Annotated in this window: 12 protein-coding genes; 1 reads left to right on the plus strand and 11 read right to left on the minus strand. The window is 68.7% G+C overall.

Features of this window, described 5'->3' with window-relative positions; genetic code table 11:
* The first annotated feature begins 14 nt into the window (after positions 1-14).
* Complete coding sequence (locus PSEK12I1_RS0115260) at positions 15-2,216, plus strand: OsmC domain/YcaO domain-containing protein (RefSeq protein WP_027602095.1); 2,202 nt, start codon at positions 15-17, stop codon at positions 2,214-2,216.
* A gap of 41 nt (positions 2,217-2,257) precedes the next feature.
* Here PSEK12I1_RS0115260 and PSEK12I1_RS0115265 read toward each other — a convergent pair whose 3' ends face one another.
* The 11 genes from PSEK12I1_RS0115265 to PSEK12I1_RS0115315 all read right to left on the minus strand — a co-directional run bounded on the left by PSEK12I1_RS0115265 (position 2,258) and on the right by PSEK12I1_RS0115315 (position 12,718).
* Positions 2,258-3,874, minus strand: a complete 1,617-nt coding sequence (locus PSEK12I1_RS0115265) for a gamma-glutamyltransferase family protein (RefSeq protein WP_027602096.1) — start codon at positions 3,872-3,874, stop codon at positions 2,258-2,260.
* A gap of 42 nt (positions 3,875-3,916) precedes the next feature.
* Positions 3,917-4,693: an amino acid ABC transporter ATP-binding protein gene (locus PSEK12I1_RS0115270; RefSeq protein WP_027602097.1), complete on the minus strand. Its 777-nt coding sequence runs from the start codon at positions 4,691-4,693 to the stop codon at positions 3,917-3,919.
* Positions 4,690-5,463 (minus strand): amino acid ABC transporter permease, encoded by a 774-nt coding sequence (locus PSEK12I1_RS0115275; protein ID WP_027602098.1) that lies wholly within the window; start codon positions 5,461-5,463, stop codon positions 4,690-4,692. Before PSEK12I1_RS0115275 ends, PSEK12I1_RS0115270 begins: the two co-directional genes overlap by 4 nt.
* Before the next feature lie 12 nt (positions 5,464-5,475).
* A complete protein-coding gene (locus PSEK12I1_RS0115280; protein WP_027602099.1) occupies positions 5,476-6,282 on the minus strand; it encodes an ABC transporter substrate-binding protein in 807 nt (268 codons plus the stop codon).
* A gap of 40 nt (positions 6,283-6,322) precedes the next feature.
* The gene (locus tag PSEK12I1_RS0115285; RefSeq protein WP_027599608.1) at positions 6,323-7,009 is read right to left on the minus strand and encodes a GntR family transcriptional regulator; all 687 of its coding nucleotides are present in this window, start codon (positions 7,007-7,009) and stop codon (positions 6,323-6,325) included.
* 179 nt (positions 7,010-7,188) lie between these two features.
* Positions 7,189-8,016 carry a phosphodiesterase gene (locus PSEK12I1_RS0115290; RefSeq protein ID WP_027599607.1) on the minus strand — a complete coding sequence of 276 codons (828 nt, stop codon included), beginning with the start codon at positions 8,014-8,016 and terminating at the stop codon, positions 7,189-7,191.
* A 12-nt stretch (positions 8,017-8,028) separates the two neighbouring features.
* Positions 8,029-9,060, minus strand: coding sequence for an ABC transporter ATP-binding protein (locus PSEK12I1_RS0115295; RefSeq protein ID WP_027602100.1), 1,032 nt, complete (start codon positions 9,058-9,060; stop codon positions 8,029-8,031).
* Positions 9,057-9,851, minus strand: a complete 795-nt coding sequence (locus PSEK12I1_RS0115300; RefSeq protein WP_027602101.1) for an ABC transporter permease — start codon at positions 9,849-9,851, stop codon at positions 9,057-9,059. The genes PSEK12I1_RS0115295 and PSEK12I1_RS0115300 overlap by 4 nt, the downstream gene beginning before the upstream one ends.
* Positions 9,848-10,705 (minus strand): ABC transporter permease, encoded by an 858-nt coding sequence (locus PSEK12I1_RS0115305; RefSeq protein ID WP_027599604.1) that lies wholly within the window; start codon positions 10,703-10,705, stop codon positions 9,848-9,850. Before PSEK12I1_RS0115305 ends, PSEK12I1_RS0115300 begins: the two co-directional genes overlap by 4 nt.
* A gap of 1 nt (position 10,706) precedes the next feature.
* Positions 10,707-11,720: an ABC transporter substrate-binding protein gene (locus tag PSEK12I1_RS0115310; protein WP_027602102.1), complete on the minus strand. Its 1,014-nt coding sequence runs from the start codon at positions 11,718-11,720 to the stop codon at positions 10,707-10,709.
* The gene (locus PSEK12I1_RS0115315) at positions 11,717-12,718 is read right to left on the minus strand and encodes a substrate-binding domain-containing protein (RefSeq protein ID WP_027602103.1); all 1,002 of its coding nucleotides are present in this window, start codon (positions 12,716-12,718) and stop codon (positions 11,717-11,719) included. Before PSEK12I1_RS0115315 ends, PSEK12I1_RS0115310 begins: the two co-directional genes overlap by 4 nt.
* Positions 12,719-12,839 lie beyond the last annotated feature (121 nt).

Raw genomic sequence — 12,839 nt, forward strand, 5'->3', positions numbered from 1 at the left:
CCGGAATGCTGTGCATGGAAATCAAGGTCAATTTTCTCGACAACCTGAGGCTCGAGGCCAAGTTCGACGACTTCTCGGTGATCGCCGATCAGCCCATCCGCTACAAGGGTGACGGCTCGGCCCCGGGGCCCTTCGACTATTTCCTGGCGTCCTCGGCGCTCTGCGCGGCCTATTTCGTCAAGCTCTATTGCCAGACCCGCGACATCCCCACCGATAACATCCGCCTGGCGCAAAGCAACATCGTCGACCCGGAGAATCGCTACAAGCAGACCTTCAAGATCCAGGTCGAGCTGCCCGCCGATCTGTCCGACAAGGACCGCCAGGGCATCCTCAGATCCATCGATCGCTGCACGGTGAAGAAGGCGGTGCAGGCCGGTCCGGACTTCATCATCGAGGCGGTGGAAAGCCTCGACGCCGATGCCCAGGCCCTGCTGCTGCCCAGCGATGGCACCCGCCAGACCTACATCCCCGGCAAGGACCGGCCGCTGGAAGAGACCATCGCCAAGCTCTCCGGCATCCTCGCCGAGCTGGGCATGAAGGTGGAGATCGCCTCCTGGCGCAACATCGTGCCCAACGTCTGGTCGCTGCACCTGCGCGATGTGCAGTCGGCGCTGTGCTTCACCAATGGCAAGGGCGCAACCAAGGAAGCGGCCCTGGCCTCGGCGCTGGGCGAATTCATCGAGCGCCTCAACTGCAACTTCTTCTACAACGACCAGTACTGGGGCGAGGCCATCGGCAACGCCGCCTTCGTCCACCACCCCGACGAACGCTGGTTCCAGACGGGGCCCAAGGACGCGCTGCCCCGGGAGATCCTCGACCGCTACTGCCGCAAGCTCTACGACCCGGAAGGCGAACTGCGCGCCTCGCACCTGCACGACACCAACTCCGGCAACGTGGCGCGCGGCATCTGCGCGCTGCCCTTCGTGCGCCAGTCCGATGGCGAGGTGGTGTACTTCCCCTCGAACCTGATCGAGAACCTCTACCTCAGCAACGGCATGAGCGCCGGCAACACCCTGGCCGAAGCCCAGGTGCAGTGTCTGTCGGAAATCTTCGAGCGGGCGGTGAAGCGCGAGATCCTCGAAGGCGAGCTGGCGCTGCCGGATGTGCCTGAAGAGGTATTGGCCCGCTATCCCGCCATCGTCGAGGGCATCCGCGGCCTGGAAGCCCAGGGCTTCCCGGTACTGGTCAAGGACGCCTCCCTGGGTGGTGAATTCCCGGTGATGTGCGTGACCCTGATGAATCCGCGCACCGGTGGAGTGTTCGCCTCCTTCGGTGCCCATCCGCGCCTGGAGATCGCCCTGGAGCGCAGCCTCACCGAGCTGTTGCAGGGTCGCAGCTTCGAGGGCTTGAACGACCTACCGCAGCCGACCTTCGAAAGCCAGGCGCTGATGGAGCCCAACAACTTCGTCGAGCACTTCATCGACTCCAGTGGCCTGGTCTCCTGGCGCTTCTTCAGCGCCAAGGCCGATCACGAGTTCGTCGACTGGGACTTTTCCAGCGAGGGTGAAGACGCCACCGCCCAGGAGGCCGCCACCCTGTTCGGCATCCTCGCCGAGCGGGACCTGGAAGCCTACATGGCGGTGTACGAGGAACTGGGCGCGCCGGCCTGTCGCATCCTGGTGCCGGGCTACTCGGAGATCTATCCGGTCGAGGACCTGATCTGGGACAACACCAACAAGGCCCTGCCGGTGCGCGAGGACATCCTCAACCTGCACCGCCTGGACGATGCGGCCCTGGAATCCCTGCTCGAACGCCTGGACGATACCCAGGTGGACGACTACACCCGCATCGCCACCCTGATCGGCGTGGAATTCGACGAGAACACCGTCTGGGGCCAGTTGACCCTGCTGGAACTCAAGCTGCTCATCCACCTGGCGCTGCAGCAGTTCGAAGAGGCCAAGGAAGAGGTCGAGACCTTCCTCCAGTTCAACGACAACACCCTGGAGCGCGGCCTGTTCTACCAGGCGCTCAATGCGGTGCTGGAAGTGGAGATGGACGACGAACTGGAACTGGCCGACTTCGAGGTCAACTTCCGGCGCATGTTCGGCAATGAGCGACTGGACGCCGCCCTGGGTTCGGTTTCGGGCGAGGTGCGCTTCCACGGCCTGACGCCCACCAGCCTCAAGTTGGAAGGCATCGACAAGCACCTGCGACTGATCGACAGCTATCGCAAGCTGCACGCGGCGCGGGCCAGGGCTGCCGGCATCGCGCTCTGAGGTAGCGCCCCGCCCGTAGCGGGGCGGGGCCTTCCCAGCGGTCAGCAGACCGCGATATGGGAATCCGCGCGCGGCTCGGTGCCGCCGCAGAGCACGCCGGTTTCCGGATCGCGGACGATGATCTGGCCGCGACCGAAGTCGGTGGAGTCGTGGGCGATCTCGATCTGGTGGCCGCGCCGCGCCAGGCCACTGGCCAGGGCGCGGGAAGCCGCCTGCTCGATGCCGACCTTCATCTCCCCCAGCCATTGCCAGCGCGGCGCATCCAGCGCCGCCTGCGGATTCAGGCCGAAGTCCACCAGGTTCATCACCATCTGCACATGCCCCTGGGGCTGCATGTAGCCCCCCATGACGCCAAAGGGTCCGATGGGCACGTCACCCCGGGTCAAAAAGCCCGGGATGATGGTGTGGAAGGTCTGCTTGCCCGGCGCCAGGGCGTTGGAATGCGCGGCATCCAGGCTGAATTCCGAGCCGCGATTCTGCAGGCCGATGCCGCTGTCGGGTAGCACCACGCCGGAGCCGAAGCCGTGGTAGGCGCTCTGGATGAAGGACACCATGTTGCCCTCGCCATCGGCGGTGGCGATGTAGACGGTGCCACTGGCCTGGGGATCGCCGTGCAGCGGCGGCTGGGCCTGGTCGGTGATCTCGGCGCGACGGCGCTCGGCATAGGCGTCGTCCAGCAGGACGCTGGCGGCGACCCTCATGTGCTCGGGATCGGTGATGTAGTGCAGGCCGTCGGCATAGGCCTTCTTCATAGCCTCCAGCTGGCGGTGCCAGGTGAGCTGGCTGTCGCGCTGGTCGAAGTCGTAACCCTGGAGGATGTTCAGGGTCATGAGGGCGATCAGGCCCTGGCCGCTCGGCGGGATCTCCCACACCTGATAGCCACGGTAGTCGACCTTGATCGGCTCGACCCAGCGCGGCTGGTAGCCGGCCAGGTCAGCGGCGGTCAGGTGGCCGCCGGTCGCGGCGGCATGGGCGGCCAGGCGTTGGGCGAGGGCGCCGCGGTAGAAGCTTTCGCAGCGGGTCTGCGCCAGGTCTTCCAGGGTGCGCGCCTGTGCCGGATTGCGAAACAGCTGGCCGGCGACCGGGGCCTTGCCGTCGATGAGGAAGGTGTCGAACCAGGCTTCCAGTTCGGGCGACTTATCCCGGCTGGCCTGGTACTCGGCCTGGGCGATGCGCCACTGGTGGGCGACCACCGGCGAGACCGGGAAGCCATCGCGGGCCAGGGCGATGGCGGGCTCGAACAGGGTGGCGAAGGGCAGCTTGCCGAAGCGCCGCGACAACTCGGCCCAGGCCGCCGGACAGCCCGGCACCGTGACCGGCAGCCAGCCGTGCACTGGCATGCGTTCGTGGCCAGCGGCCTTGACCGTGGCGATGTCGAGGCTGGCCGGGGCATGACCGCTGGCGTCCAGGCCGTGCAGCCTGTCCTTGACCCAGACCAGGGCGAAGGCATCGCCGCCGATGGCATTGCCGGTGGGTTCCACCACGGTCAGGGCCGCGGCGGTGGCGATGGCCGCGTCGATGGCGTTGCCGCCCTGGCGCAGCATGGCGATGCCGGCCTCGGCGGCCAGCGGCTGGGAGGTGGCGACCATGCCATTGCGCGCGAAGACGCTCTGGCGTTGCGAGGCGTAGGGGTAGTCGTGGGCGGAGAAATTCAGCATGGCGGGCTCTTCGTCTTCAATCGGGTAGCGGCGTGCGTCGGCTCAGAGCACGCGACTGAGGAATTCGCGGGTGCGCGGATGGGTGGGATTGCCGAACACCTGGGCGGGCGGGCCTTCCTCAATCAGTTCGCCCTGGTGCAGCACCACCACGCGATCGGCCACCTCGCGGGCGAAGCCCATCTCGTGGGTCACCACCACCATGGTCATGCCGTCCTCGGCCAGTTCCTTCATCACCTGCAGCACCTCGCCGACGGTTTCCGGGTCGAGGGCGCTGGTGGGTTCGTCGAACAGCATGGCCTGGGGCTTCATGGCCAGGGCGCGGGCGATGGCCACGCGCTGCTGCTGGCCGCCGGAGAGTTGCGCCGGATAGTGGTCGGCCTTGTCGGACAGTCGCACCCGGGCGAGCAGGGCGCGGGCCTGCTCCACGGCGGCGGCGCGCGCCACGCCGAGCACCTGGATCGGGGCCTCGATGATGTTTTCCAGCACCGTCATGTGCGGGAACAGATTGAACCTCTGGAACACCATGCCGATGTCGCGGCGGCGGCGGGCGATGTTGCGCTCGGAGTCCTTGACCCTCGATCCATCGGGACGCTCGCGAAAGCCCATCAGCTCGCCGTTGACGCGGATGGTGCCGCCCTGGATGTCCTCCAGATGGTTGAGGCAGCGGATGAAGGTGGTCTTGCCGGAGCCGGAGGCGCCGATCAGCACCACCACCTCGCCGCGGCGCACCTCCAGGCTCACGCCCTTGAGAATGTCCAGCTCGCCGAAGGCCTTGTGCACCTCCAGCGCCTGGATCACGGGTTCTTGCGTGGTCGTCATGGCAAGCGTCCCCGTAGCTTGAAGCCCTGCAGGCTGAACAGCCGGCCGGTGGCGGTGGGTCTGTGACCGTCGGCCTTGCCGAAGCGCCGCTCCAGCCAGGCCTGGAAGAAGCCCCAGAGAGTGGTCAGGACCAGGAAGTAGATGGCCACCACCAGGTACAGCTCGAAGACGCGAAAGGTCGCCGAGGTGATCATCTGGGTGCTGAGCAGCAGCTCCTGCACCCCGATGACGCTGACCAGGGTGGTGTTCTTGAGCATCACGTTGAACTCGTTGCCGAGCGGCGGAATGATCACCCGCAGCGCCTGGGGCAGCACGATGCGCCGCATCAGCTTGGCCGGCGTCATGCCTAGGGAGCGCGCCGCCTCGTACTGGCCGCGATCCACCGCACCGATGCCGGCGCGGATGATCTCGGCCATGTAGGCGCCTTCATTGAGACCCAGGGCGATGATGGCCGCCTGGATGTTGCCCGGGATCACCAGGAAACCCAGGTCCAGGTCCTCGAAGCGGAAGATGCCGCCGGCCGCCAGGGCCGTGTAGAGGAAGACGATCTGCACCAGCAGCGGCGTGCCGCGCATCAGCCAGACATAGAAGCGCACCGGGTATTGCAGCGCCCGGTAGCGCGACAGCCGTGCCAGCGCCGCCAGCAGGCCGAGCGCGCAACCCAGCAGCATGGCGCCGACGGCGATGACGCAGGTCAGCCCGAGGCCGTAGAGGTAGACGTCGCTCGGGTGCAGCAGGTACTGCCAGAACACATCCCAGCTGAAGTTCATCGTGACCGTCCCTTAATCGAGCTTGTCGCCTTCCAGGTGCCACTTGGCCATGAGGGCGGCGTAGCTGCCATCGGCCTTCATGTCGGCGAGGATCTGGGTGAGGGCGGCGCTGAGCTGGCTATCGTCCTTGCGCACGCCGATCCCGGTGAGGATGCGGGCGAAGGCCGGCACGCCGGTCTCGAATTGGCCGGGCGCCACGCCCTGGTAGTAGGCGGCGGTTTCCACCGTGGTGCCGTAGGCGTCGGTCTGGCCCAGGCGCAGGGCCTGGAAGGCGTCGGTGTCGCTGTTGTAGGCCACCAGCTTCATGGGCGCCTTGCCGGCCTTCTTCAGTTCTTCGTTGTGGGCGTCGAGCAGGGTGCGAATGGTGGAGCCGTTGAGCACCGCCACCTTCTTGCCGGTGAGGTCATCCAGGGTATGGATGCCGGTCTTGTTGCCGGCCGGCACCACCACCGCCTGGCTGGAGTACATGTAGTTGACGATGTCGATCACCTGGCGGCGCTCGGGCTTGTCGAACAGCTGGTCGATCAGCAGGTCGCACTGACCGGCCAGCAGCGCCGGGATCAGGCCCGAGAAGGGCACCACGCGCCAGTCGACCTTCTTGTCGCCGAGGCGCTTGGCGATCTCGGCGCCGAGGTCGACGGTGAGGCCCTTAGGCTTCTGGGCTTCGTCGAAGAAGCCGATCGGCGGGGTATCGAGGGCGCCGCAATAGGTGATCTTGGACGCCTTGGCCAGGCGCTCGGGGATCTGGGGGGCGGCCTGGGTGAAGCCGGCAGCGAGGGTCAGGGCGAGCAGACTGCAGGAAAGCCGGTGGCGGGTCATGGTCTTCTCCGGAAGGACGGGGGTGGGCAGGGCGGATGGCTCAGCGCGGGGGCGCACTTCGGGTCTGGTCGCCCGATCGTTCGATAAAGGTCAGCAGGTCGGGCACCGTGCCCTCGATGTGCTCGCGCAGCACCCGCTCGGCCTCGGCGGCATCGCCGGCGCGCAGGGCGGCGAGGATGGGCGCGTGTTCGTCGCGGGCCGACTGGGGCCGGTCGGCGTGCAGCCAGAGCTGCATGTGCGGCTCGATCAGGGCATAGAGGCCGTTGATCTGGCGCAGCAGCCGCGGCCGGCCGGCCAGGCTGCACAGGTATTCGTGGAAGGCGCGGTGCTGGGCGACCCAGGCGCCGGGTTCCTGCTCGTCGTCCAGGTCTTCCAGCAGACGCTCCAGGCGCGTCATCTCGCGGGGGCCGACATGGGGCGTGGCCAGGCGGATGGCCAGGCCTTCGAGGGCGCTGCGCATCTCGAACACCTCGCGCATGTCGTCCAGGTCCAGGCCGCTCACCACCGCGCCGCGGTGCGGCCGGAGGATCACCAGGCCTTCGGCGGCGAGGCGCTGGAAGGCGCTGCGCACCGGCATGCGACTCATGCCCAGGGTGGTGGCGATGTCCTCGGCGATCAGGCGTTCGCCATTGCGATAGTGCCCGGCGCAGATGGCCTGCAGCAGATGGCGATAGGCCTCTTCTTCGGCGCTCAGGGCGGTGGAGCGGGACAGAGCGGAGAGCGGCATGGGCTGGCTTCCTGGATTTTTGTATCCAATCTGTCAAGGCAAGGCCCATGCCAGGGAACCAAATGCTTGCCAGCGCTGGGCCGCGGGTCAGGGCGGTCCGGCGCCGGCGTTACCTTTTGCACCAGCCTGGGTCGCAGTTGCCGCCGCCTTGCTACCCCAGGACCCGAAACGGGGCGGCGTCAGTCCAGCAACTGGCCGTCGGCGGCGAAGAAGGGATAGGGCCCGGGATAGTTGCCCAGCGGCAGATGGTGGGTCACCAGCGCCTCGTCCGCCCAGCGATGCAGCAGCAGGCCCGGCGGCTCCAGGCGGAAGCGCGAGGGCGCCGCCTCGCGCAGGTCCAGGTCGACCTGGTGCGACACGCCAGGGCAGACGCAGGCCAGGGTACCGCCGAAGCGGCGCTGGATCAGCCGGTGCAGGTGACCGCAGAGCAGGCGTTCCACCTGGGGATGGCGGCGGATCACCGCTTCCAGTTCGGCACCGCCGGCCAGGCCGATGCGATCCATATGGCCGATGCCGACCGGGAACGGCGGGTGATGCAGGAGCACCAGGGTCGGCTGGTCGGGTGCCTGGGCGAGCTGGTCGTCGAGCCAGGCCAGTTGCCTGGCGTCGAGACGCCCCCCGTGCTCGCCGGGGATATGGGTATCCAGGCCAATCAGCCGCAGCGGGCCGCAGTCCTGCTGCCAGTCCAGGGTGCCCTGGGCAGGCAGATAGGGGTGATCGGCGAAGGCGGCGCGCAGGGCGGCGCGGTCGTCGTGATTGCCGGGGATGACGAAGAAGGGCATGGCCAGCTCGGCCAGCACCTCGCGCAGGGTGGCGTATTCCTCGGGGGTGCCGAAGTCCACCAGGTCGCCGGTGATGACCAGGGCATCCGGGCGCGGTTGCAGGGCGTTGAGGCGGTCCACCGCCAGGCGCAGGGCGCCGAGGGTATCGACCACCCCGTAGGACAGCCGGCCGCCGGCCTTGATGTGCAGGTCGCTGAGCTGGGCCAGCAGGAAGGGCGCGTGCATTAGGGTCTCCAGTCAGGAAGCCAGGGTGAAGAGGGCGTCGGGGCGCACGTTCAGGTGCAGCAGGTCGCCCGGTTGCGCCTGCAGGGGCTGGGCGGTGTCCACCAGCAGCGGCTGGCCGGTGCCCACCTCCACCAGCAGTCGCGAATGGGCGCCCTGGAAGAATTGCCCGACCAGGATGCCGGTGAGGTGCGCGGGCGTCGCGCTCGGCTCCAGGTGCTCCGGACGACAGAACAGGGTGCTGGCCGGGCCGGTCCAGGGCAGCCGCCCGCCAGCGACCGCCACCTCGGCGCCGCCGTGGGCGCGCACCTCGAAGCGGTTGAGCTGGCCGACGAAACCGGCGACGAAGCGACTGGCCGGGCGCTGGTAGATCTGCGTCGGGGTGCCGATCTGGGCGATGCGGCCTTCGCCCATCACCACGATGCGATCGCCCAGGGCCAGGGCTTCCTGCTGGTCGTGGGTGACGTAAACCGCGGTGGTGCCGAGTTCGCGCAGCAGCGCGCCGATGTCGGCCCGCAACTGCTCGCGCAGCTGAGCGTCCAGCGCCGCCAGGGGTTCGTCGAACAGCAGCACCCGGGGGCGCGGCGCCAGGGCCCGGGCCAGGGCCACGCGCTGGCGCTGGCCGCCGGACAGCTGCTGGATGCGCCGCTCGGCCAGGGGCTCGAGATGCATCATGGCCAGCAGCTCGGCGACCCGGGCATCGCGCTCGGCGCGCGGCAGGCCACGGATCTTCAGGCCGTAGGCGATGTTGCCGGCCACGTCCAGGTTGGGAAACAGGGCGTAGTTCTGGAACACCATGCCGACGTCGCGCCGCTCGATGGGCAGGCCGGTGACGTCGCGGTCGTCGAACAGCACCTGGCCACCGGCATCGGGCTGCTCCAGGCCGGCGATCAGGCGCAGGGTGGTGGTCTTGCCACAGCCGGACGGGCCGAGGAACACCAGGGTCTCGCCCGGGTGGATGTCGAGGTCCAGGGGCTGCAGCACCTGGCGGCCTCCGGCAAAGGTCTTGGCGCAGTGGCGCAGGCGGACGGCGGTACCTTGGGTCATCGCAGGGCTCCACGGGACAGGCGGGCGCTGAGGGCCTGGAGGGCGACCAGCAGCGGCACGATCAGCAAGAGGAAGATCAGGGTGTAGGCGGAGCCCACCTCCAGCCGCGCCGAGGCGTAGCTGTCGGCCAGGCCCACCGGCAGGGTCTTGGTCAGGGGCGTGTGCAGCATCCAGGTGAGGTTGAATTCACCCAGCGAGAGGGTGATCACCATGAGGCTGCCGGCGAGGATGCCGGCGCGGGCATTGGGCACCACCACGCCGAAGAAGCGCCGCCAGGGACCGGCGCCAAGGCTGGCGGCGGCTTCCTCCAGCAGCGGCAGCTGGCTGCGTCTGAGCACCGCCATCACCGGGCGGATCAGGAAAGGCAGGGTGAACAGCAGGTGACCCACCAGGATGATCGCCGGACTACGGCGAAAGCCGCCGAGGTGACCGTAGGTCAGCAGCAGCGCCAGCGCCGAGGCGAAGCCGGGCATGGCCACCGGCAACACCAGCAATTCCTCGAAGGCGCGGGCGAAGCGGTTGTCCAGACGCACCAGGGCATAGGCCGCCGGGACGCCGAGTACGACCGCGAGGGCCGCCGTGCCCAGCGCCAGTTGCAGCGACAGCCAGACGGTGGGGGCATAGGCCTGCCAGACCTGGATCACCCAGTCGAGGGTGAGGCCGCTGGCGAGGCCCTGGAAGTAGTTGCGGGTGAGGCCGGCCAGTACCGAGAGCAGCACCGGCACCAGCAGGAAGGCCGCCACCAGCAGAGTGAACAGCAGTTGCAGCCAGAAGCGCAGGGGTCGATTCATCGCAGGTCTCCCTGGACGCCGCCGAGGCGCCGCGCCAGCAGCAGGACCAGCCAGGTGACGAGGCCGAGCACCACCGAGAGCGCCGCGGCCACGCCGAAATTGGCGAAGTTGGTGAAGGTGTCGTAGATGGCGATGGGCGTCACCGCCAGCCGCGTGCCGAGGGTGAAGGCGGTGCCGAAGGCGCCCATCGCGGTGGCGAAGCACAGGGCGCCGCTGGACAGCAGCGCCGGGGTCAGGCCCGGGATCAGCACGTCGCGCACCACGGCGAAGAGCCCGGCGCCCAGGGAGCGGGCGGCTTCTTCCAGGCTGGTGTCGAGGGTCTCGCAGGCCGCCATCACCGTGAGGATCACCCGCGGGATGGAGAAATAGAGATAGCCGAGAAACAGCCCGAACAGCGAATAGGCGAACACCCAGGGCTCGCCGACCAGGCTGCGGCCGAGACCGGCGAACAGCCCCTGGCGGCCGCCCAGCAGGATGATCAGGAAGCCCACCACCACGCCCGGAAAGGCCAGCGGAAAGGTCAGCAGGGCCACCAGCAGGCTGCGCCCGACGAAGGCATGCCGCGCCAGGAAGCAGCCGGCGATGCCGGCCACCAGCAGGGTGGCCAGGGTGGTGACGGCGGCCAGGGCCACCGTCTGGGCGAGTCCGGACAGGTAGCCGGCGCTGGTCAGCACCTGCCAGTAGCCGGAGCGGCCGGCAGCGTCCGGATGGGCGCCGAGTACCAGCAGCTGCGCCAGCGGCAGCAGCCAGAAGGCCAGCAGAAAGGCGCTCGCCGGTGCCAGGGCGACGAGCACCGGCCAGGGCAGCCGGCGCGGCACCCGGCGGCGCCCGAGGGAGACGGCGAGGCCCTGCATCTCAGCGCACCTCGGCCTGATAACGCTTGGCGAAGGCTTCCTGGACCGCCGCCATGTGACCGTAGTCGACGGTGCCGGCGCGGGCATAGTCGGCGTCGGGCAGGAAGCGCGCCTTCACCTCGGCCGGCAACGGCACGTCCCGCACCGGGCGCAGATAGGCCTGGGCCCAGAGCGCCTGGCCCTTGTCCGAGAGCACGTAGTCCAGCACCTTCTCGCCATTGGCGCGATGCGGCGCGCCCTTCACCAGGCTCATGGTGTAGGGCACAGTGAGGCTGCCTTCCTGGGGGATGACGAAGGCCACCGGGGCGTTGTCCTTGTAGCGGGCGCGGTAGGCGTTGAAGTCGTAGTCGACCAGGATCGGGATCTCGCCGGAGAGCAGGCGGGCATAGGCGGTCTGCTTGGGCACGATGGGATCGTTGGCGGCCAGCTTCTTGAAGAAGGCCATGGCCGGGCCGAAGTCGTCGAGGTTGCCGCCCAGGGCCTGGTTGAGCGCCACCGCGGTGACGTAGCCGACGAAGGCGCTGGAGGGGTCCAGGTAGCCCACCAGGCCGCGGTACTCGGGCTTGAGCAGATCGGCCCAGCGCTGCGGCACCGGCTTGCCGCCCAGGGCCTGGGTATTGACCATGAAGCCGAGGGTGCCGGAATGGATGGCGGTCCATTCACCCCTGGGGTCCTTGAGGCCGGCCGGGACCTGGTCCCAGTGCTTGGGCCGGTAGGGCTGCAGCACCCCGGCCTTGTCGGCCTGGATGCCGAAGGTCACCCCGTAGTAGACGACGTCGGCCACCGGGGCTTCGCGTTCAGCCACCAGCTGGGCCAGCGACTGGCCGGAGTTCTTGTTGTCCTGGGGGACTTCGATGCCGGTGTCGGCGGCGATGGCCTTGAGCTGGGCGCCCCAGTCGGCCCACTCCAGCGGGCAGTTGTAGCAGATGGCGGTTTCGGCGGCCTGGGCGCTGGCCAGACCGCAGGCCAGGGCCACGCCGGCTAGGAGGCGACGCACGGGGAAGAGTGATTTCATCGGTAAGGCTCCTTCAAGGGGCCGGCACTGGTGCCGGGACGGACGAGGCAGGGCAGACACTGCTGGTGGGTGGCACTGCCGGCGATCAGCGCCAGCAATTCGGTGACGAGCACGGCGCCCAGGCTCTGCAAGGGCTGCATGACGCTGCACAGGCTGGGTTCGAGGCGGGCGCCCATGGCGATGCCGTCGAAGCCCACCACCGAGAGGTCGGCGGGCACGGGCACCCCGTGGCGCTGCAGTTCGGCGATGACGCTGATGGCCAGCAGATCGTTGGTGCAGAGCAGGGCGGTCGGGGCGTGGCGCTCCAGCAGCGGCGCCAGCTCCGCCCAGTCGGCGTCGGTGTGGCTGGCCAGTTCCAGGCGCGGCAGTGTCGGCAGGCCGGCGGTGGCCATGGCCTGGCAATAGCCGGCGAACCGGCGCTCGCTGCGATCCGATTGCTGGGCCGGCCCCGAGACCAGGGCGATGCGGCTGTGTCCCAGGCCGAGCAGATGCTCGGTGGCCATGGCCATGCCCTGGCGGTTGTCCACCGCCACCGCCGCATAGGGGCGCTGGGGTTCGTGATAGGCCAGGATGAAGGGCGTCTGCTCCTGGCTCAGCTCGGCCAGCACCTCGCTGCGGTCGGCATCGGCCACCGTCAGCACCAGACCGGCGACGCGCTGGCGCAGCAGTTCCTCCACCACCGCCGCCTCGCGCTCGGGCTGGTAGTCGGTGGTGGCGATCACCAGCGAATAGCCCTGGCTGCGCGCGGTGCGCTCCATGGCCTGCAGCTGTTCGGCGAACACCGGGTTGAGCAGGCTCGGCACCACCACGCCGATCAGCCGGGTGCTCTGCTGGCGCAGCTGGCGGCCCAGCAGGTTGGGGCGGAAATTGAGACTGCGCGCGGCGTCCAGCACCCGCTGCCGGGTGCTCTCGCGCACCTGCTCGGGCGTGGCGAAGGCACGTGCCGCGGTGGCCCGGGAGACTCCCGCCTGTTGCGCTACCTGTTTCAGATCGGTCATGCCGGCCTCGTTTGAGATCGATCTCATTGGGGGCAGACAATGCCGGCGGCAGATGTCGGGACGATGACAGCGACATGAAGCTTCTGCTCTGGCCCTGCGCGCCGGTAGGTCCTCCGGCGCG

The sequence above is a fragment of the Pseudomonas sp. MOIL14HWK12:I1 genome (assembly GCF_000510705.1).
GTDB classification, from domain to species: Bacteria; Pseudomonadota; Gammaproteobacteria; order Pseudomonadales; family Pseudomonadaceae; genus Chryseomonas; species Chryseomonas oryzihabitans.